This is a genomic window from Acidovorax sp. ACV02 (assembly GCF_014851475.1).
Classification (GTDB): Bacteria; Pseudomonadota; Gammaproteobacteria; order Burkholderiales; family Burkholderiaceae_C; genus Acidovorax; species Acidovorax delafieldii.
In genome coordinates this window covers 442,067-462,733 of the sequence record NZ_JACUZU010000001.1, presented here as the reverse complement: position 1 = coordinate 462,733, position 20,667 = coordinate 442,067, and the positions used below count along the sequence as shown (strand labels likewise).

At 65.5% G+C, this 20,667-nt stretch carries 18 protein-coding genes; 9 read left to right on the top strand and 9 right to left on the bottom strand.

All coding sequences use genetic code 11. From position 1 onward, the window contains the following. The first annotated feature begins 87 nt into the window (after positions 1-87). Complete coding sequence (locus IB236_RS02165) at positions 88-2,478, top strand: GGDEF domain-containing protein (RefSeq protein WP_192418583.1); 2,391 nt, start codon at positions 88-90, stop codon at positions 2,476-2,478. Positions 2,479-2,571: 93 nt separating this feature from the next. Beyond that, positions 2,572-3,462, top strand: a complete 891-nt coding sequence (locus IB236_RS02160) for an NAD-dependent epimerase/dehydratase family protein (protein ID WP_192418581.1) — start codon at positions 2,572-2,574, stop codon at positions 3,460-3,462. A 21-nt stretch (positions 3,463-3,483) separates the two neighbouring features. On the opposite strand, the gene IB236_RS02155 is transcribed toward IB236_RS02160, so the two are convergent. The 3 genes from IB236_RS02155 to IB236_RS02145 form a co-directional block, all read right to left on the bottom strand. Beyond that, positions 3,484-4,479 (bottom strand): amino acid ABC transporter substrate-binding protein, encoded by a 996-nt coding sequence (locus IB236_RS02155; protein ID WP_192418579.1) that lies wholly within the window; start codon positions 4,477-4,479, stop codon positions 3,484-3,486. 95 nt (positions 4,480-4,574) lie between these two features. Beyond that, positions 4,575-5,387 carry an aspartate/glutamate racemase family protein gene (locus IB236_RS02150; protein WP_192418577.1) on the bottom strand — a complete coding sequence of 271 codons (813 nt, stop codon included), beginning with the start codon at positions 5,385-5,387 and terminating at the stop codon, positions 4,575-4,577. A gap of 11 nt (positions 5,388-5,398) precedes the next feature. Next, entirely contained in the window at positions 5,399-6,289 is an 891-nt protein-coding gene (locus tag IB236_RS02145) for an amino acid ABC transporter substrate-binding protein (protein ID WP_056061154.1), read from the bottom strand. 359 nt (positions 6,290-6,648) lie between these two features. Here IB236_RS02145 and IB236_RS02140 point away from each other — a divergent pair, with 359 nt between their 5' ends. Further along, positions 6,649-7,863: a D-amino acid dehydrogenase gene (locus tag IB236_RS02140; RefSeq protein WP_192418575.1), complete on the top strand. Its 1,215-nt coding sequence runs from the start codon at positions 6,649-6,651 to the stop codon at positions 7,861-7,863. Between the two features lie 75 nt (positions 7,864-7,938). On the opposite strand, the gene IB236_RS02135 is transcribed toward IB236_RS02140, so the two are convergent. From IB236_RS02135 to polA, 5 genes are all read right to left on the bottom strand, one after another. Next, entirely contained in the window at positions 7,939-8,868 is a 930-nt protein-coding gene (locus IB236_RS02135) for a LysR family transcriptional regulator (protein ID WP_192418573.1), read from the bottom strand. A gap of 97 nt (positions 8,869-8,965) precedes the next feature. Further along, positions 8,966-9,598, bottom strand: a complete 633-nt coding sequence (locus tag IB236_RS02130) for a glutathione S-transferase family protein (protein WP_192418571.1) — start codon at positions 9,596-9,598, stop codon at positions 8,966-8,968. 21 nt (positions 9,599-9,619) lie between these two features. Further along, positions 9,620-10,519, bottom strand: a complete 900-nt coding sequence (yghU, locus tag IB236_RS02125) for a glutathione-dependent disulfide-bond oxidoreductase (protein WP_192418569.1) — start codon at positions 10,517-10,519, stop codon at positions 9,620-9,622. A gap of 167 nt (positions 10,520-10,686) precedes the next feature. Further along, positions 10,687-11,307 (bottom strand): hypothetical protein, encoded by a 621-nt coding sequence (locus IB236_RS02120; RefSeq protein WP_192418568.1) that lies wholly within the window; start codon positions 11,305-11,307, stop codon positions 10,687-10,689. 92 nt (positions 11,308-11,399) lie between these two features. Further along, positions 11,400-14,198 carry a DNA polymerase I gene (gene polA / locus IB236_RS02115; RefSeq protein ID WP_192418566.1) on the bottom strand — a complete coding sequence of 933 codons (2,799 nt, stop codon included), beginning with the start codon at positions 14,196-14,198 and terminating at the stop codon, positions 11,400-11,402. A 52-nt stretch (positions 14,199-14,250) separates the two neighbouring features. On the opposite strand from polA, the gene IB236_RS02110 reads away from it, so the two are divergent. The 5 genes from IB236_RS02110 to IB236_RS02090 all read left to right on the top strand — a co-directional run bounded on the left by IB236_RS02110 (position 14,251) and on the right by IB236_RS02090 (position 19,625). Then, positions 14,251-14,619, top strand: coding sequence for a hypothetical protein (locus tag IB236_RS02110; protein ID WP_192418564.1), 369 nt, complete (start codon positions 14,251-14,253; stop codon positions 14,617-14,619). A gap of 98 nt (positions 14,620-14,717) precedes the next feature. Continuing rightward, positions 14,718-15,671 carry a homoserine kinase gene (locus tag IB236_RS02105; protein WP_192418562.1) on the top strand — a complete coding sequence of 318 codons (954 nt, stop codon included), beginning with the start codon at positions 14,718-14,720 and terminating at the stop codon, positions 15,669-15,671. A 167-nt stretch (positions 15,672-15,838) separates the two neighbouring features. Beyond that, positions 15,839-16,693, top strand: a complete 855-nt coding sequence (locus IB236_RS02100) for a BPSS1780 family membrane protein (protein WP_121943488.1) — start codon at positions 15,839-15,841, stop codon at positions 16,691-16,693. Then, on the top strand, positions 16,641-17,432 hold the full coding sequence (locus tag IB236_RS02095; RefSeq protein WP_192418560.1) for a FecR domain-containing protein: 792 nt from the start codon (positions 16,641-16,643) through the stop codon (positions 17,430-17,432). Before IB236_RS02100 ends, IB236_RS02095 begins: the two co-directional genes overlap by 53 nt. A gap of 240 nt (positions 17,433-17,672) precedes the next feature. Beyond that, the gene (locus IB236_RS02090) at positions 17,673-19,625 is read left to right on the top strand and encodes a PhoX family phosphatase (RefSeq protein ID WP_192418558.1); all 1,953 of its coding nucleotides are present in this window, start codon (positions 17,673-17,675) and stop codon (positions 19,623-19,625) included. Positions 19,626-19,967: 342 nt separating this feature from the next. Here IB236_RS02090 and IB236_RS02085 read toward each other — a convergent pair whose 3' ends face one another. Further along, entirely contained in the window at positions 19,968-20,228 is a 261-nt protein-coding gene (locus tag IB236_RS02085; RefSeq protein ID WP_192418556.1) for a restriction endonuclease subunit S, read from the bottom strand. A gap of 124 nt (positions 20,229-20,352) precedes the next feature. Between IB236_RS02085 and IB236_RS02080 the strand changes: the two genes are divergently transcribed. After that, positions 20,353-20,652 carry a hypothetical protein gene (locus IB236_RS02080; RefSeq protein ID WP_192418554.1) on the top strand — a complete coding sequence of 100 codons (300 nt, stop codon included), beginning with the start codon at positions 20,353-20,355 and terminating at the stop codon, positions 20,650-20,652. Positions 20,653-20,667 lie beyond the last annotated feature (15 nt).

The following is a 20,667-nucleotide window of genomic DNA, read 5'->3' as shown; positions in this document are numbered from 1 at the left end:
AACGCCTGCTCGCCCGCCCACATTTGCTTTTTTCTTTCTTCATCCACCCGCCCACCTCCCGCAGACCACCCGCACCGGCCCGAGCGCATGCCCCCTCATCCCACACCACTCCCCCTGCGCGGACAGCTGCTGGTCCGACTGGTGGTCGGGATTTGCGGCGCGGGGGGCTTGGGGTTGCTGACCTGGGCGCTGGCCCGCCAAAGCATGGACCCGGCCATGCGACTGGCCAGCGCGGGTGCCGGGCTGGCGCTGGTGGCCAGTGCGGTGCTGTGCTGGTGGCTGAGCCTCCGGTTGCTGGCGATGCATGCCACCGCCAGCGCCGCCCAGGATGCTGCGCAGCGGGCCACCAACCAGCTGTGCGCCACGCTGGACATCCTGCCCGACGGGCTGGCCATCTACGACGCTGACGACCGCTTGGTGCTGTGCAATCCCCGGTACCGGGAAGTCAGCCCCGGCACCACCATGGCCGTCGATTACGGCACCGGCTTTGAAGACGTGCTGCGCCGCGCTGCCGAATCCGGCCACATCGTGGCTGCGCGGCAGGACACCAATGCCTGGCTGGCCGACCGCATGGCCCGCCATCGCTCGCCCGGCCAGCCCGAGGTGCAGGAGGTCGAGGGCGACCGCTGGATGCTCATCACCGAGCGCCTGCAAGAGGGGGGCGGCATGGTGGTGCTGCGCGCCGACATCACGGACGCAGTGCACAAGGAACGCGCCCTCAAGCAGGCCCTGCACGACGCCGAACGTGCCGAACGCAGCCTGCGCGAGGCCGTCAATGCCATGCCCGCCGGGCTGGACATCTATGACGAGCAAGACCGGCTGGTGCTGTGCAATGACCAGATGGCGCGCCTGCGTCCGCACCTGCCCGTGGCTGAGTCCCTGGGCAAGACGTATGAGGAACTGCTGCGCGAGGGCCTGCGCTACGGCATCCCCGAGGAAGCCAAGGGCCAGGAAGAACTGTGGCTGGCCCACGAGCTGGCCATCCGGGGCCATCGGCCCGGCCCCGAGGTGCGCCACTACCCCAACGGCACGTGGATGCACATGCACGAATGCCGCACCCCGTCCGGCATGACGGTGTGCGTGCGCCTGGACATCAGCGACCTGATCGAGCAGCGCCAGAAGGTCGAAGCCGCCCGGCAGGAAAGCCAGCGCATGCGCCAGCTGCTGGAGCGCGCAGTGGAGGCCCTGCCCGTGGGCATCGAGATCTTCGACGAGCAAGACCGGCTGGTGCTCTACAACCAGCAGCTGTCCCGCATGTACCCCTACATCGACTATGCCGAGCACCTGGGCAAGGGGTTTGTGGACATCCTGCGCTATTCGGTATCGCGTGGCCTGATCCCGTCGGCCAAGGGACGCGAAGAGGCCTGGATCGCAGAGCGCCTGTCGGAGCATGGCAGCAGCACGTCCACCCTGGTGCAGCGCCTGAGCGACGGCCGCTGGATCAACATCTACGAAACCCGCACGCCCGAGAACTACGTGGTGGCCGTGCGGCTGGACATCACCAACCTCATCGAGCAACGCCAGGCCCTGGAGGCCGCCCAACAGGCAGCTCAGCAGGCGCGTCAGCTGCTGCAGGACGCCGTGGAGTCCCTGCCAGAAGGTTTTGCCCTGTTCGATGCAGAAGACAAGCTGGTGGTGTGCAACGCACAGTACCGGCGCCTGTACCCCATCTCGGCCCCCATGATCGTGCCCGGCAGCACGTTTGAACAGATCGCGCGCTACGGCGCCGAGCGCGGCCAGTACCCCGACGCCATTGGCAACGAAGAGGCCTGGCTCGCCCAGCGCATGGCAGACCACCGTACGGCCAACCATGCCGTGCTGCAGCGCCTGCCCGAGGGCCGCTGGCTGCAGGCCGACGAGCGGCGCACCCCCCAGGGCGGCATCGCCGGTGTGCGCACCGACGTGACCCAACTGGTGCGCAAGGAGCAGGAACTGGCCGCCGCCAACGCCAAGCTGGCCCTTCTATCCACCACCGACGGTGTGACGGGCATTGGCAACCGCCGGCGCTTTGACGAGCGGCTGGCCACCGAATGGATGCGCTGCGGGCGGCACCAGCTGCCGCTGGCCGTGATCCTGATCGATATCGACCACTTCAAGCTCTACAACGACCACTACGGCCATCTGGCCGGTGACGAATGCCTGCGCCGCGTGGCGCAGCTGCTGCAGGGCACCATCCGCCGGGCCGACGAGGTGGCCGCACGCTACGGCGGCGAGGAGTTTGTGCTGCTGCTGCCCGATGTGCCCCTGCCCGAGGCAGTGACGGTGGCAGAGCGCTGCATGGCCAGCCTGCGCGAGGCGGCACTGGCCCACCCCCGCTCCCCCACGGCGCCCTACATCACGCTCAGCATGGGCATTGCCAGCCTGGTGCCACGCCCCGGCGCCAGTTCTGACACACTCGTGCACGCGGCCGATGCGGCTCTGTACCGCGCCAAGTATGGCGGCCGCAACCGCTTCGAGGTCTTCACGCCTGCGCAGTGACGGTGTTGCCAGCGGGGGTGGCGACGGCCTGAGCAGGTCCGCGCCGGGCCTTCCGGTTTTTGCACGCTTCACCTTCTTTGCAGGACGACGCTGATGAACATTTTGCTCACCGGCTCCACCGGTTTTGTGGGCCGCACCGTGGCTGCCGCACTCACCCGTGCAGGACACCAGGTGCACGGCGGCGTATCACCCCGGCACCGGTCACCCGGCGCCTTGCAGGTGCCCATGGACTTTGCGCGCGACACCTCGGCCCAGGCCTGGCTGCCGCGTCTGGCGGGTATCGATGCCGTGGTGAATGCTGTGGGGGTGCTGCGCGACAGCCGTGCGCGCCCCATCGACGCCGTGCACCAGCACACGCCCGTCGCGCTGTTTGATGCCTGCGCCCAGGTGGGTGTGCGGCGCGTGGTGCATGTCTCGGCCCTGGGCATTGAAGGCAGTGCCACCCGCTATGCCGCCACCAAGCGCGCTGCAGACACGCACCTGCTGGCGTTGGCCAAACAAGGTGCATTGCACCCCGCCATCCTGCGCCCCAGTGTGGTGTTTGGCAAAGGCGGTGACAGCAGCGCGCTGTTCATGAACCTGGCGCGCCTGCCGGTGGCGCTGTTCCCCGGCCCCATGCTCACAGCGCGGGTGCAGCCCGTGTCGGTGCACGATCTGGCCGCCGCCATCGTTGCACTGCTGGGGCCCGCCATCTCCACCCAGGGCATCGTCGAGTGCGCTGGGCCGGAGGCCCTGACCATGGGCGACTTCATTGCCAGCCTGCGCCAGCAACTGGGCCATGGCAAAGCCCATGTGCTGCGCCTGCCCGACCCGCTCACCCAGCTGAGCGCCCGCCTCGGCGACGCAGTGCCCAGCGTGCCCTGGTGCACCGAAACCCTCACCATGCTGGGCAGCGACAACGTGGGCAACCCTGCGGTGTTCGAGCAGCTGCTGGGCCGCAAGGCGGTGCACTACAGCCAGCTGGTGGCGACCGCCTGGCGCTGACGCGCACCGTCTGTGCCCCCATCACTGGGGCACGAAGTCCGATGGATACCGCAGCGAATCCACCAGCAGGTGCGACATGCGCATGCCCAGATTGATGCCATTTGGAGGAATGGGCTGGGTGAACCACTTGTCGTACAGGCGGTGCAGCTCCCGCGTCTGGATGAGCCGCCGCAGCTCCGCATCGACCACGGCCTTGAGCGCAGGGTCGTTGCGCTCGAACGCCACCGCATAGGGCTCGATGGTCATGGGCTTGCCAATCACCTTCAGGTCTTGCGGGCGGGCATGGCTGGCACGCAGGCCATAGAGCAGCACGTCGTCCATCGCAAAGCCGTCCACCCTGCCATCCACCACCCAGCCAAAGCCCTCGGCGTGGTCACGGGCGGGCTCGATGCGCAGGCGCACTGATTTGTTGGCAGCCTCGCGCGCCAGCGAATCGATGTTGGTGGTGCCCACCGTCGAAGCCACGGTCTTGCCGTCCAGGTCTTCGATACGCTCGAAGGGGCGCTGGCTTTGCACCACGATGCGTGATGACGCAATGAAGTGCGCAATGGTGAAAGCCACCCGCTGCCTGCGCGCAGCCGTGTTGGTGGTGGAGCCGCATTCCAGGTCCACATCGCCGCACTCGATGGCCTCAAAGCGGTTGCCCGACGTGACCTGACGGTAGTCCACCCGCAGATCGCGCCGCTGCAGATGGCGACCGATGGCCTGTGCGATCTGCAGGCACACGTCCACGCTGTAGCCCACGGGCACCCCATTGGCCACATAGGACATCGGCAGAGAAGATTCGCGGTGGCCGATGACCACTCTTCCCGTGGCCTGGATGCGCTGCAGCGTCTGGCCCGGAGGCTCCGCTGTGCGCGCCAAGGCGGTGCTTGGCACTTCCGTCTTCGCAGAGGTCGATAGGCCCGCAGCGGTCCCCGTGTTCTGCGCGATGACCCCCGCCGTCGCACACGCAGCGCAGGCAGCAGCCAGCGCACGCACCATCCCAAACCTCGCGGGATTCGCTTCACATGTCATAGCTTGCCTCTTCGAAGTTTTCGTGATGCCACCTGGGCAATGGCCTGTGCGCTGGCTGGCGTACCGGGGCGCAGCGGCACCAGGGCTCTACAGCGCTATACCGCAGCCCGCGAAGCTGAAGACCCAGTGGGGGGCGGGGCTTCCATGCCCGTGTTTCCGTACGCATGCCGCGCCAAGGCAGCCGCCAGCACCATGGACGGGTTGACCAGCGTCAGCCCCTCCAGCCGGGGGTGCTCTGACAGTGCGAGTGGAATTTCTGTGCAGCCCATGATGAGCGTGGAGACCCCATAGCGCTGCTGCAGCACCAGCGACACGGACTCGAACCGCTGGCGGGCCAGCGCGTAGTTGCCGGCCTTCACGCCGTCGTAGATGCCCTGCATCAGCTGATCGCGCTCACGGGGTTCGGGCACAAAGCAGTCGATGTCGCGGTGCTCCAGCTCGCGCTGGTACAAGCCCGCCTCGTAGGCACCCTGCGTGGCCAGCAGGCCCACGCCATGCACCTTGTGCAGCGCCAGGTCTGCAGCGACCTCTCGCACACCATGCAGCACCATCAACTGCGGAAAGCGCTGCTGCAGCAGGCCATGCCAGGCATGCGCCGTGTTGCACGCAATGGCCACCACGCGCGCGCCCAGGGCCGCCAGGCGGCCCGTGGCCTGCAGCATCGGGTCCGCAGGCTGGTGTGCGCCGGGCCGCGTGTCGTGCAGGGCGGCAGTGCGGTCGGGAATGGGCACCTGCGCCAGCCAATGCTCAGGGTAAGCCTGGTCGTGCACAGGGATGCCCAGCGCCGCCATGCGGTCGGTGCAGGCCTGCACAAACAGGCGCACGAAGTCGGCACCCGCAGCAGGCCCCATGCCGCCCAGAATGCCCACCACCTGCGGGGCCGGAGGGTGCGGGGTGGACGGCAACATGCTCACACCCATCACAGCGCAGGCTTGTCGCTCTGGGCCACCAAGTTGTCGCGCAGCTCCTTGCTCATGGGCAGGTTGAGGTTCTGGCCGCGCGGGGGCACCGGCGACATGAACCACTTGGTGTAGAGCTTGTCGAACTCGCCCGACTTCATCATCCCGCCGATCACGCCGTTGACCAGCGTCTGGAACTGCGGGTCGTCCTTGCGCAGCATGCAGGCATAGGGTTCGACCTGCAGAGAGTCGCCCACCACCACCCAGTCGGCGGGGTTGCGCGTGTTGCCCATCAATCCAAACAGCAGGATGTCGTCCATGGCGAAGGCCTCTGCACGGCCGGTGTCCACCAGCAGAAGCGAGTCCTCGTGGTCCTTGCCCAGCACGATGTCCATGTCCAGGTTGTTGTCGCGGTTGTACTTGCGGATCACCTGCGCGTTGGTGGTGCCCGAGGTGCTGGCCACTTTTTTCTTGGCGAGGTCGGCGTAGTTCTTGACGCCCGAGGCCTTCTTGGTCAGCAGCCGGGTGCCGGTGTAGAAATAGTTGATGGCAAATTGCACATCCTTGCCGCGCGCCGTGTTGTTGGTGGTCGATCCGCACTCCAGGTCCACGGTGCCGTTGGTCAGCAGCGGAATGCGGTTTTGCGAAGTCACGGCCTGCAGCTCCACCTTGATGGCAGGGTTGTTCAACCGTTTCTTCACCGCGTCGACCACAGCGTTGGAGATGTCCACCGACATGCCCACCGGGTTGCCCGGGCCCGCCAGATAACTGAAGGGCACCGACGATTCGCGGTAGGCCAGCGTGATCTTGCCGGAGTCGGCAATCTTCTTGAGGGTGTCGGCACTGGCCACGGTACTGGCCAGCACACCGGCGACCACGAGGACAGCAGCGGTGACAGCGGAGAGCTTCATGGGAATCCCTTTGCAAAAAATCAGGTGAACAGACAGTCGAACAGACGAGAAAGCAAGATGCAGGGGCACTGTAAAAATTTGCGGCCGTCTTGAACAATTCATTTGCACGGGTCCACCATGATGAAAAGTTATGGCTCTGTTTCGGTGCACCTCCGCGCACCATCGTGGATCGTCCTGCCTTCTTTGCGGCCCTTGCATCGCGGTGCCCCCACCCCTCTCCCGCCGGCCCATCCTGAAAACACCAGGTGCTGACCAGTGCATAACTTCCTGGCATGGCAAGGCACTGCTTTGGCATTGTTCAGCAGGTGCACTGCCGCCTACATTCGTTGGCATCTCCTCCAACCGTTTCACTCTCTCCGATGCAGGTATGTGTATTGGGCGCAGGCATCGTCGGCCTGGCCACGGCGTATGAACTTCAACAGCGCGGCCTGCAGGTCACCGTCATCGACCAGGCGCAGCCCGGCACGGGCGCCAGCGGTGGCAATGGCGCGCAGCTGAGCTATAGCTATGTGCAGCCCCTGGCAGACGCCAGCATCTGGCGGCAGCTGCCCCGGCTGCTGCTGTCGCCCAGCTCGCCGCTCAAGCTGCGCCTGCAGTGGGACACCCACCAGTGGCGCTGGGGGCTGGAGTTTCTGCGCGCCTGCAACCGACCCACCTCCGAACGCAGCACCGCGCAGCTGCTGGCGCTGGCCGCCCTGAGCCGCCACCACTTCGAGGCCATGCTGCGGGCAGAAGCTCTGGACTGCGACTTCTCCCGCACCGGCAAGCTGGTGCTGTACGACACCCCCACCGGCCTGGCCGCTGCGCAACGCCAGATGGACCTGCAGCGCCAGTGGGGCTGCGAGCAACAGGCCGTGTCCTCCCAGCGCTGCGCAGAGATCGAGCCCGCGCTGCAGCACTACCAGCCGCGCATTGCCGGAGCCATCTACACCCCCACCGAATGCGCGGCCGACTGCCTTCAGGTCTGCCAAGGCTTGCAGGCCGTGCTGGCCGCACGGGGCGTGCGCTTTGCACTGGGTGCCACAGTTCAGGGCTTTGTGCGCCAGGGCTCCCGCATTGCTGCGGTGCAGACCAGTGCAGGCGCCATCGAGGCGCAGCAGTTTGTGCTGGCCCTGGGCAGCCGCAGCCACCAGGTGGCGCAGACGCTAGGCTTTCGCCTGCCCGTGTACCCCCTCAAGGGCTACAGCATCACACTCGATACCAGCGCTGCACCATCGGCAGTGCCTCGCGTGAATGTGACCGACGCTGCACGCAAGGTGGTGTTTGCGCGCATCGGCCAGCGCCTGCGGGTGGCGGGCATGGCCGAACTGGTAGGGCACGATGCCCGCATACCTGCCGCGCGCATCCAGAGCCTGCGCGACGCCACACGCGCCGTCTTCCCCCACTGCCATCAAGGCGGGGACCCGCATGCCTGGACCGGCATGCGCCCCGCCACACCGACTGGACTGCCGGTGGTGGGCCGTTGGGCGGGCGCGCCCGACAACCTGCTGCTGAACACAGGCCATGGGTCTCTGGGGTTCACGCTGGCGTTTGGCACGGCGGCACAGGTGGCCGAGTTGCTGGCACCCGCCTGATCCCATCGCACTCACAACCGCGCTCCAGCGCTCTATAGCAACCTAAGGTGCCGCCCGCCTCGGCGGGGGGAGCGTTCATTCCACCTCAGGCTGCAGGCCCACCGCTTCCAGCGTCTCTGCCACCGCCTGGCGCATGCATTGCGTCATGGCACTGGCCAGCAGTGAACTGGGCCGGTTCACGGTGCGCAGGGACTTGATGGGCACGGCAATATGCGGCGCGAGCGCCAGCACATCCACCTTGCTGCGGTCGGCCGATGCCGCCGTGCAGGCATCCACCAGCGCCACCGCGTGACCATGGTGTGCCAGTGCCAGCGCCGCATGGTAGGTCTGCACCGTGAACGCTGTCTGCAGGCCCACACCCGCCTCGCGGCACGCGTGGTTGACCACTGTGCCGATGGGGTCGCGCACATCCAGCCGCACCACGGGCGTGTCTGCCAGGTCGGCCAGATGCACCACCCCGGCCATCACCAGCTCAGCACCCAACATGCCCTTGGGCGCCACACACACCATGCGCCCATCGGCCAGATGCTCCTGCGTGAGCGCGGGGTGGGCGATGGCGCTGAACACAAAGCCCACATCCGCCTCCTGCAGCACCAAGGCCGAGACGATCTGGGGCGAGTGCAGCGCGTCGATGGTCACCTGCACATCCGGGTGCTTTTTCCTGAAAAAACGCAACGCACGCGGCAGCACCTCGTAGCTCAGCGCCAGCACGCTGAGGATATGCAACTCACCCTCACGCCGGTCGCTCTTGAGGCTGTTGGCCAGGCGCTGCACATCATCGAGCTGGGTGAACAGGCGCTCGATGTGCGGGTACAGGGTCTGTGCCTCGGTGGTGGGTACCAGCTTGCCCTTGAGCCGGTGGAACAACGGAAAGCCCAGCTGCAATTCAGCATGCGCCAGGATGCGGCTGACCGCAGGCTGCGTGACGTTGATGAGGCGGGCCGCCGCGCTCACGCTGCCGGTGAGCATGACCGCGTTGAAGACTTCTATGTGGCGAAGGCGCATATGCTGACGATGCAAGGAATGGGCCGCAAGCGCAATCCTTGCATGTACCCATTGCGAAATCGCGCACTCAAACCGCGCGCCTCGCACGCGCTTGCAGCTAAAGCGACATCGACGGTCGCTGCGCCATGGCCGCGCGCCAGCGCAGCAGATGCGGGTGCTGCTCGCCCGGCTTGTGCTTGACCACACGCGCAAAGTCCACCGCCACCACCGCCGTGATGTCGGCCACGCTGAAGCGGTCAGTGGCAATGAATTCGCGGTCCGCGAGGCGCTCGTTGAGCAGCTGAAAGAACTGCCCCACACGCACCAGTCCACGCTCAGCCAGGGCCGGGATTTGCGGGTAGTCCACCGCGCCGGGCAATGCCCGGTTGGCCATGGCGGGCGCGCTGTTGCGCAGCGCCTCGGCAATGGCCTGCAGGCCCTCGAACTCCATGCGCCAGTTCCAGCTCGCAATCTCGGCCTTTTCTGCAGGCGTCTCGCCCAGCAGTGCAGGCTGCGGGTAGCGCGCCTCCACATACGCCGTGATCGCCGCGTTGTCGGTCAGCAGCAGACCCTCTTCAGTGCGCAGCGCGGGCACCGTGCACTGCGGGTTGATCTGGCGGTAGGCCTCGCCCAGTTGCTCGCCATTGCGCAGGTCCACCTGCACGGTGTCGTGGGCCACACCCTTTTCTGCCAGCAGGATGCGCGCACGGCGCGGGCTGGGCGCCGTGGCGCAGTCATACAAAGTAATCATGGTGACGCCTTGCAAAAACACTCAGCGTGCGGGGGAAGAAGCTGCCGCCGCCGCCTCGATCTTGTCCTGCGTCTTGGTGTCAAAGTCGCTGGCGTCATGCCGCTCGCGCAACTGGCTGGCCGGGTCGCCCTGCACGCGGTTCACCTTGCGTCCGCGCTGCACCGCCGGGCGCTTGGCCACCTGTTCGGCCCAGCGCACCACATGCGTGTATTCTTGCACCTGCAAAAACTCGCCTGCGTTGTAGGCCTGCCCTTTCACCAGCAAGCCATACCAGGGCCAAATCGCAATGTCGGCCACCGTGTACTCATCGCCCGCCACGTACTCAGTCACCGCCAGGCGCTGGTTCAGCACATCCAGCTGCCGCTTGGCCTCCATCGCATAGCGGTCAATCGCATACTCGATCTTCACTGGCGCATAGGCATAAAAATGCCCAAACCCGCCGCCCACAAACGGCGCACTGCCCATCTGCCAGAACAGCCATGACAGGCACTCGGCGCGCGCAGCGCCGTCTTTGGGCAAGAAGGCGCTGCCGAACTTCTCGGCCAGATACATCAGGATGGCGCCGGACTCGAACACCCGCACCGGGTTGGCCGGGTCGGTGCGGTCCAGCAGGGCCGGGATCTTGGAGTTGGGGTTCACAGACACGAAGCCGCTGCCAAACTGCTCACCCTCGTTGATGCGGATCAGCCATGCGTCGTACTCCGCCCCGTTGTGGCCCAGCGCCAGCAGCTCTTCCAGCATCACGGTCACCTTCACGCCATTGGGCGTGCCCAGCGAATACAGCTGCAGCGGGTGTCGACCTACGGGCAGTTCCTCGTCATGCGTAGCACCGGCAATGGGCCGGTTGATGCTGGCGAACTGACCGCCGTTTTCCTTGTTCCATTGCCAGATGGCGGGGGGGGTGTAGAGGGTGTCGGACATGCGGTTTCCAGGCTGATGAATGAGAGCAAGCGAGGTCGCTAGCGATTGCCAAGCCAGTTTAGCGATGGCGACAATTTACGGCTGGGCATACACGAATCCCCACAAAAACTTCCTTAAGAATTGACTCTGAGAACACGCACAGTGATTCATTTGTGCAGGCTGCCTGTTTAGCTGTTACGTACGTCATGGCGACCATGCTCAGTCACCTTTTCGCGCTCTTCTGAAGACATGTTCAACGGAGGAAGAGCAACTTCAGCCAGTATGACGTCAGGCGCTGATGTGATCTTTTTCCAGTTTTCCGAGACCGCTTCGGCAGGGGCTCTAGAGGACAAGAAACTTTCATGCCGTGCCGCAGCCCAGAGGGCGTCATAGAAAGCCTGAGCGCTCTTCGGCCCAAGATACACGCAGTTGCGCTCCCACCATTGAAGACACCTTCCTGCGACCACCCCAGCTTCTTTTGTGTGCATCGCATTGAATTGCTCACGCATCAAAGCAAATGCGTCCTGATGCGCCTGCAAACGTCTTTCAGCAGCAACCATTCGGAGTTGATGCCCAGCCTTTAAATCCTCAAGGATCTCTAGGTGCTGTCGCTTAATGCCCTCTACTTTATTAGTGAGCTTCTCAACATCTTCTTTTGTCGCCAGACCTTTACCTTTCTCGCTCAGGTAGGAACCCAGAAAAGCCGCTCCTCCAACGAGACTCAACATAAGCAGATAAGCCCACCAAGGAGGTAGCCCTAAAGCACCAGCGATCTCAACAGCTAGGGCCTTCAACTGAACTGAATCCAATCCACACCTCCACAGCAAGTCCACGGCTTTAAAGCGTGGGGTAACGAATAGAAGTCGTGCAAGACGGTTTACTCAATCCTGAACGCCGATCCTCAATGCGCCTTATCCCAATTAGCCCCCACCCCCACCTCCGCCAGCAATGGCACCTTCAGCGCCGCCACGTCCGCCATCAGGCGCGGGATGTGGGTCTTGAGCCAGTCCACCTCGCCCTCCGGCAGCTCAAACACCAGTTCGTCGTGTACCTGCATGATCATCTTGATATCTGGCTTGTGGGCGTCCAGCTCTTTCTGCACCGCCACCATGGCCAGCTTGATGAGGTCTGCCGCCGTGCCCTGCATGGGTGCGTTGATGGCGGCGCGTTCGGCCCCGGCGCGGCGGGGGCCGTTGGGGGAGTTGATCTCGGGCAGGTACAGGCGGCGGCCAAACACGGTTTCCACATAGCCCATGGATTTGGCGGCGGCCTTGGTCTCGTCCATGTACTGCTTCACGCCGGGGTAGCGCTGGAAGTAGCGGTCGATGTAGGCGGCTGCGGCCCTGGTCTCGATGCCTAAGTTCCTAGCCAGGCCAAAGCTGCTCATGCCGTAGATGAGACCGAAGTTGATGACCTTGGCGTAGCGGCGTTGCTCGCTGGTGACCTGGTCCACCTCCACCCCAAACACTTCGGCAGCGGTGGCGCGGTGCACGTCCAGCCCGGCGTGGAAGGCGTGCAGCAGCGAGTGGTCGCCGCTGAGGTGGGCCATGATGCGCAGCTCGATCTGGGAGTAGTCGGCACTCGCAATCACGCGGCCTGCGGGCGCTACGAAGGCCTCGCGCACGCGGCGGCCTTCCGGCGTGCGGATGGGGATGTTCTGCAGGTTGGGGTCGTTGCTGGACAAGCGCCCGGTCACAGCCACCGCCTGCGCGTAGTGCGTGTGCACGCGGCCCGTGCGTGGCAGGGCCAGTTGCGCCAGCTTGTCGGTGTAGGTGCCTTTGAGCTTGACGAGGCTGCGGTGTTCCAGCAGCTTGGCGGGCAGGGGGTAGTCCTCGGCCAGTTTTTCCAGCACTTCTTCGTCGGTGCTGCGGGCGCCTGTCGCCGTCTTCTTCACCACGGGCATGCCCAGCTTGTCGAAGAAGATTTCGCCCAGCTGCTTGGGGCTGCTCAGGTTGAAGGGCTGGCCTGCAATTTCGTACGCCTCGGTTTCGAGCTGCAGGATGCGCTGGCCCAGCTCGTGGCTTTGGGCGGCCAGGGTGGGGGCGTCGATGAGCACACCGTTGCGTTCGATGCGGTACAGGGCCTCGCTGCTTTGCATCTCCAGGTTGTAGATGAAGCGCAGTTTCTCGTTGGCCTCCAGAAGCGGCCACAGGGCGTTGTGCACGTCCAGGGTCTGGTCGGAGTCTTCGCACGAGTAGGCGGCCGCCTTGTCCACCGGCACCTGGGCAAAGGGAATCTGGTGCGCGCCCTTGCCGCACAGGTCTTCGTAGCTGATGCCTTTGCGGCCGGTGTGGCGCTCGGCCAGGCTGGTGAGGTTGTGGGGCTTGTGCACTTCGAGCACGTAGCTTTGCAGCATGGTGTCGTGCGCGTAGCCCTGCACCTCGATGCCGTGGTTGGCAAACACATGGCGGTCGTACTTGATGTGCTGGCCCAGCTTGTGGTGCTTCGCGTCCTCCAGCCAGGGTTTGAGGCGGGCGAGTACCTCGTCCATCGGCAGCTGCGCAGGGGCGTCGGGGCCCACATGGCGCAGGGGGATGTACGCGGCCTCGCCGGGCTGTACGCTGAAAGAGATGCCCACGATCTGCGCGCGCACTTCGTCCAGCGAATCGGTTTCGGTGTCCAGCGCCACCAGCGGGGCCTTGTGCAGTCGCGCAAGCCACTGGTCAAAGTCCGCCCAGTTCAGGATGGTGTCGTACACCACAGTGCGCTGCTGGGCCTCTTCGGCCACGGTGCTGGCGGAATGGTCGGCAAACAAATCACCACTCTGGCCGGGCATGGCCACGGTGGGGGCCACTGCAGCTGGGGCCGTCGCACCCTTGATCGCGCTGGCCAGGCCCTTGAAGCCGTACTTTTCGTAAAACGGCAACAGGCCAGCGTTGTCCGGCGCGTCCAGCGTGATGTCGTCAAACGCGGGCAAACCGGGGATGTGGTCGGCCAGCGCGCAGTCGGTTTTCATGGTGACCAGCTGGCGGCTCAAGGCCAGCTGGCCGCTGGCAATCGCCTCGCGCAGGTTGTTGCCTGCCACGCCCTTGATGGCGTCGGCGTTGGCAATCAGGTTGTCGAGCGAGCCGTATTCTTCCAGCCACTTGGCGGCCGTCTTGGGCCCTACCTTGGCAACGCCGGGCACGTTGTCCACGGTGTCGCCCACCAGCGCCTGGTAGTCCACCATCAGCGTGGGTGGCACGCCAAACTCTGCTGTCACGCCCGCCACATCGCGGCGCTTGCCGCTCATGGTGTCGATGATCGTAATGTGCTCGTTGACCAGCTGGCTCAAATCCTTGTCGCCACTCGACACAATGACCTCAATGCCCTGTGCGGCCGCCACGTGGGCCAAGGTGGCGATCACGTCGTCGGCCTCCACGCCGGGCACGGCCACCACCTTCCAGCCCAGCAGGTCCACCACCTCGTGGATGGGCTCGATCTGGCTGCGCAGGTCGTCGGGCATGGGCGAGCGCGTGGCCTTGTATTCGGTGTACAGCACGTCGCGGAAGGTGGGACCCGAGGCGTCGAAAACGCACACGGCGTAGTCGGCCGTCACCTCTTTGCGCAGGGCCTGCATCATGTTGATCATGCCGCGAATGGCGCCTGTGGCAGGGCTGGTGGGGTCGCCCGGCACGGCCCGCAGGTCGGGCATGGCGTGGAAGGCGCGGTACAGGTAGCTGGAGCCGTCCACCAGCACCAGGGTCTTTTTGTTGCTCATCCGGCAATTGTGCACGGGCAGCGCCCGCCGGGCGGCGCTCTACAATCACCCGATGCGCGCTGTTCACCTTCTCCTGCTGCTGGGCATGGCCTGCGGCAATGCCCTGGCCCAAACCCCGTCCCCATCCCCTGCTGCCACCACCGCAGGCGCTGGTAACCAGCGCGATGCGCTGCCCGATCCCGAGCCCCTGTCTGGTCGCACCAACCAGCGCACGGAGCGCATCCAGATCGAAGACGCAGGCAGCCGTGTGGACGAGCTGCGGGTCGGCGGGCAAACCCAGAACATCTCGGTGCAGCCCAAGACCGGCAACCTGCCCGCCTACGAAGTGCAGTCGCCTGACGGTGCGCGCAGCCGCACCGGTGGCAACAATGGCGCCGAGACCACCACGGCGCCCCGCGTCTGGAACGTGTTCAAGTTCTGATGGGTGGCAGGGTGGCGCGCACGCACTGCGTTGCCACCGGTTAAGCCCCGCCCGTTGTCCCGCCCCTTCCCCTTCTCTTTTCTTCGACCCCCTGAGCGATGGCCGTTTTTACCGAAGTCTCCAATCCCGAGGCGCGCGAGTTGCTGCGCCGTTTGCAACTGGGCGAGCTGGTGGAGCTGCGCGGCATTGAGGGCGGCATCGAGAACACCAACTACTTTCTGACCAGCGACCAGGGCGAGTTCGTGCTGACACTGTTCGAGCGCCTCACGGCCGAGCAGCTGCCTTTCTACCTGTACCTGATGAAGCACCTGGCGCACGGCGGCGTGCCCGTGCCCGACCCGCGTGCCGACAAGAACGGCGACATACTGCACACCGTGTGTGGCAAACCCGCCGCCGTGGTCAACAAGCTGCGCGGCAAGAGCCAGCTGGCCCCGCAGGGCGTGCACTGCGCGGCCGTGGGCACCATGCTGGCCCGCATGCACCTGGCGGGCCGCGACTTTGACCGCCACCAGCCCAACCTGCGTGGGCTGACCTGGTGGAACGAGACGGTGCCGGTGGTGCTGCCCCACATTGACGCTGCGCAGGCTGCACTGCTGCGGTCTGAGTTGGCCTACCAGAACCATGTGGCGGCCAGCTCCGCGTATGCCGCCCTGCCGCGCGGGCCCGTGCATGCCGACCTGTTCCGCGACAACGTGATGTTTGAAGGGGAAGAGCTGACGGGCTTCTTCGACTTCTACTTTGCAGGGGTGGACACCTGGCTGTTTGACCTGGCTGTGTGCCTGAACGACTGGTGCATCGACCTGCCCACCGGCACTCATGACGCCGAACGCGCCACGCGCATGCTCGACGCGTACCAGGCCGTGCGCCCGCTGACGGCGGCCGAGCGCGAACTGCTGCCTGCCATGCTGCGCGCCGGGGCCTTGCGGTTCTGGATCTCGCGTCTGTGGGACTTCTACCTGCCGCGCGAGGCCTCCATGCTCAAGCCCCACGACCCCACGCACTTCGAGCGCGTGCTGCGCGGGCGCCTGGCACTGCCCGTGCACGCGGGCTGATCCCACCACAGGCGAGCAGCCTCTAACCCCTGGCCCAGCCACCGGTTTGGGGCGGTGGGGTAAATTCGGCCTTATTCGCCCACCCGACATCCGATGCCGCTCGACGCCCCCTGTTGGCGCCAGGGCACAGCTGGCGGTGCGAGCCTCTCCTCCTTTCCAACGTATTCATGAAACTCCACATTGTTCCCGCACGCACCGGCATGGCCTGGGTCAAGCTCGGCGTTCGGGCGTTCTGGCGGCAGCCCATGGCGCTGGCTGCGCTGTTCTTCATGACCATGGCGGCCATGTCGCTGGCCACGATGATTCCGCTGGTGGGCCCGGCCATTGCCCTTGCACTGCTGCCGTCGGCCACGCTGGCCATGATGGTGGCGGCGGCGCAGGCATCGCAAGGGCGGTTTCCGATGCCCACGGTGCTGCTGGTGGCCTTTCGCACCGGGCGCGAGCGGCTGCGCGACATGCTCACACTGGGTGTGCTGTATGCGGTGGCTTTTCTCGGCATCATGGGCCTGTCGGCCCTGCTGGACGGCGGCCAGTTTGCGCAGGTTTACCTGGGTGGCGCGCCCATGACCCGAGAGATTGCCGAGAACCCGGACTTCCAGCGCGCCATGTGGCTGTCTATGCTGCTGTACCTGCCCCTGTCGCTGCTGTTCTGGCATGCACCGGGCCTCGTGCACTGGCATGGCGTGCCGCCGGTCAAGGCGCTGTTCTTCTCCATCGTGGCCTGCGTGCGCAACTTTGGCGCGTTCCTGGTCTACGGGCTGGGCTGGCTGGGGGTGTTTTTGCTGGGCGGGCTGGTGGTCAGCATCGTGTCGGCCCTGCTGGCCGTGGCGGGGCTTGCGGGATCGATGGCCGGTGGCATCATGGTAGGCGCTGCCATGATGATGGCGGCCATGTTCTTCACCTCGGTGGTCTTCACCTTCCGCGACTGCTTCGAGCCCCCCTACACCCCCCAGCAAGAAGAGGCGCCCCATGACAACCCACCCCCCAGCCCCCCTGGCGCACCACCTGCAGGGCCGCTCTGACGACGAGCTGGTCTGGTTCCAACGGCGCAGCGTGGTGCAGGCTGCCACGCTGTGGGTGGCAGGCGGTGGCTGGGTGGCCGCCCATGCCCAGGCGCGCAGCAACATCGTGGAGGTGCGCGGCGATGTACTGCGCAATGGCGAGCCCCTGACGGCGCAGCACACCATCACCGCCAACGACCGCATCGAAACCGGGCCGGGCGCCAGCCTGGTGTTCTCGGTGGGCGACAGCGCCTTCATGGTGCGGCAGAACTCACGCATGGCGATGGAGAGCGACACCCCCACAGCCGTCAAGCTGCTGCGCCTGCTCAGCGGTGCGGTGGCCACGGTGTGGGGGCGCGGCCCCGACCGGCAGATTGCGCTGCCCACCGCCACGGCGGGCATCCGCGGCACAGGGGTGTATGCCGAGGTATTTGCCGACCAGGACCAGCGCGGCTACCTCTGCAACTGTTATGGCACGGTAGAGCTGACGGCGGGCGGCGAACGCCTGGTGAGCCAGTCCAGCTACCACCAGTCGTTCTGGGCCGAGCCCGCGCCCCGCAATGGCCGGCTGCTGACTCCGGCCGGTGCCATCAACCACACGGACGAAGAAATGGAGTTCTTGGCCGGCCTGGTCAACCAGCGCACCGCGTGGCAGGTGTCGGGCCGCAAGGGCGTCAAGGATGGCAGCGGGGGCGCGGCTGCACCGGCCAACAACTACGGAACCGGCAACTCCTACGGCCCGCCCGGTTCACGGGACTAGGGCCTGTCCCGCAGCGCACGCGCAGCCATGCCTGCGCGGCGCGCCTTGGGCGGGCGTCACGCGCTGCGCAAGGCACCGCGTCAAACCGTCACACAAACGTCAAACCACTGTCACGGGGCGTTCCTAGGATCGCGGGCTGGACTCCATGCCACCCGCCTCCTACGCCTTTTCCAACAAGGCTCCCGGTCGGATCAGGGCGTGGCATGCCCGTTCGCATACCCACTTGGAAACACCCCGAAAATGACCCAACCGACGATGCCCACCCGCCGCAAGGCCCTGCAACTGCTGGCCGGCGTTCCCATGCTGCCGCTCAGCGCCAGCGCCTCGGCCGCACTGCTGACCGCCTGCGGTGGCGGCGACTCCGCCGCGCCCGGCTATGTGTCGGCCAGCTTCACGTCGATGGCAGCCCCCACCCTGGCAAATGCCGCTGCCATGGCCACCACCACCGTGGGCTCCACGCTCAACATCAAGCTCAGCGACGACTCGGTGCGCTCGTACCAGCTGGCTTACCAGCCGTTCTTCGTGACGGGCGACATGGTGTCCGACGGCAAGGGCGGCACCATCCTGTCGGGTGGCTACTACGACATCAACAACAAGCCCATCATCGACGCCACGGTGGCTGGCAAGGAACGCCAGTACTTCTCGGACTCGCCCGACGGCACCTCGCTGCTGACCGTGGCCAACCCCACCGTGACCGGCCTCAAGGGCAAGGCCGTGTTTGCCGTGGTGCAGTTTGAATACACCACCTGGGCACAAGACGGCAAGACCGACATGTACGGCAAGCTGCCCTCGCCCATCGCCGTGCTGACGCTGGACCAGGACCAGACCACCGGCAGGCTGAGCCTGGTGAAGTACCACAACGTGGACACCTCCAAGGTGCACGGCCTCTGGATCACCTGCGGCGCGAGCCTGTCGCCCTGGGGCACCCACCTGTCGAGCGAAGAATACGAACCCGATGCGTTAAGCATCGCCAGCAACGCCATGTTCAAGGCCTACAGCAAGAACTTGTATGGCGACGAAACCAAGGCCAATCCCTACCACTACGGCCACATGCCCGAAGTGACGGTGAACCCCGATGGCACCGCCAGCATCAAGAAGCACTTCTGCATGGGCCGCATCTCGCACGAGCTGGTGCAGGTGATGCCTGACAACCGCACGGCGCTGATGGGCGACGACGCCACCAACAGCGGCTACTTCGTGTTCGTGGCCGACAAGGAAAAAGACCTGTCGTCCGGCACGCTGTACGTTGCCAAGGTGGGCAGCGGCTTCTCCATCGACCCCAAGGTCGGCACAGCAGCGCCCCTCACCTGGATCAAGATGGGCTCGGCCACCAGCGCCGAGATCGAGAACCTGGCCAACACGCTCAAGCCCACGGACATCATGACCGTGAAGACCACCGACCCGGCCGATGCCAGCTACACCAAGATCGTGGCCAACGGCAAGACCGAGTGGATCAAGCTGAACCCTGGCATGGAAAAGGCCGCTGCCTTCCTGGAAACCCACCGCTACGCCGCCTACCTCGGCGCCAGCCTGGGCTTCACCAAGATGGAAGGCACCACGGTCAACGCCAAGGACAAGATTGCCTACTCTGCGCTGCAGAACATCCAGTCGTCCATGGTGGCAGGCAACGCCGCCAACGTGCCGGGCAACGGCATCTCGGTGCCCAAGCAACTGGTGGCCGGCGCCGTGATGGCGCTGAACCTCAAGGGTGGCCAGAAGGACACCGCTGGCGGCACCATCAACAGCGAATGGATGCCCGTGGACACCAAGGTGCTGCTGGCCGGTGAAGACATCACCGCCGACGCCCTGGGCAACACCGCCAACCCCAACAACATCGCCAACCCGGACAACCTCAAGTTCTCCGAAAAGATGCGCACCCTGTTCATCGGCGAAGACAGCAGCCAGCACGTCAACAACTTCCTGTGGGCCTACAACGTGGACACCAAGCAGCTGTCGCGCGTGATGTCGATCCCCTCGGGCGGCGAGTCCACCGGCCTGCACGCCGTGGACGAGATCAACGGCTGGACGTACATCATGAGCAACTTCCAGCACGCCGGTGACTGGGGCGCCATCCACAGCGTGGTCAAGGACACGCTGGACCCGATGATCAAGGCCAACTACAAGAACAAGAACGGCGCGGCCGTGGGCTACCTGACGGCAGCGGCCAAGCAGCCCAGCCTGAACCAGGCCTGAACTCAGCCTGAAACCCGCCTGAGCCAGGGGCCAACAGGGCTGCACCCGGTGCGGCCCGCTTCAAAAACCAACGGGGCCCGAGGGCCCCGTTGGTTTTGCTGCTGGCGCCACTGTCTGCACGCCTCCACACGCATCTACACGCCCCTGCACGACCGGGGCGAAGGCTACAGCGCAGCGCCCGCCCAGCCTTTGGCGCGCCTGCGCAGTGCAGCGCCGTGCCGCATCCAGATCGGCCAGGGTAGTTGCCTACGCCACATGCCCCCTATTCTGATGACAACGCCCATTCACTATTAAATGTGTAGCTACCAGCGCTTTCCCCACTAGCGCTTGCGGCCATTTTCGCTACAAATCGGCTGCGGCAGCGGCCTTGCGCCCCCGGCCCCGGCCTGCGCCGGTTCTGGATGCAGGTGCGCCCGTAGCGCGCTGGGCCTGCAGGCGGCGCAGCAGCGCGGCGGCGGGTTCGTCGTTCGGGTCTTGCGGCACCAGCTCACCGCGAAACGCCTTGGCCAGCAGTGCGGGGGTCAGGCGCGTGGCGGCGGTCTGCGCCTGGGCCAGGCGGGCTTCGAGCCGGTCGGCAAAGGCGAACATCGCCGCCTTCGTCATTTCGATTCTTCTGGCGGTATTTGGAATCCCGGACACCGCTGCGAAGTTGATCGGAGGGCTTCTTGTCGTGGGTGCTGCCGGCATTGTTCTGGTTCATACGGCCCGGACGAACCATTCGTTCTGGATGACCGCAAGCTCCTTTTTCGCCAAGTACACGTTATTGGCAATAGGTGGTCTCATTGCCATCGTGGTCTACGTCCTGCTGGCGCCGGGTGGCCGCAAAAAATACGAACGGCATGCATCCTACGAGCGCCGCTCCTCGGCCCAAACAGCGGCGGCGATGGCCGCCGGCGTAGGAGCAGCCGCTTATCTTGGCCATTTGCTGTGCGAGCGGCGAGAATTTGTCTCACTCGAAGATTACTTCGCAGGGACAGCTGCTGAAGCAGTGGCTGCCGATGAAGCTCCGACCGAGTCCGCGGCATAACCCCTGTCACTGAAG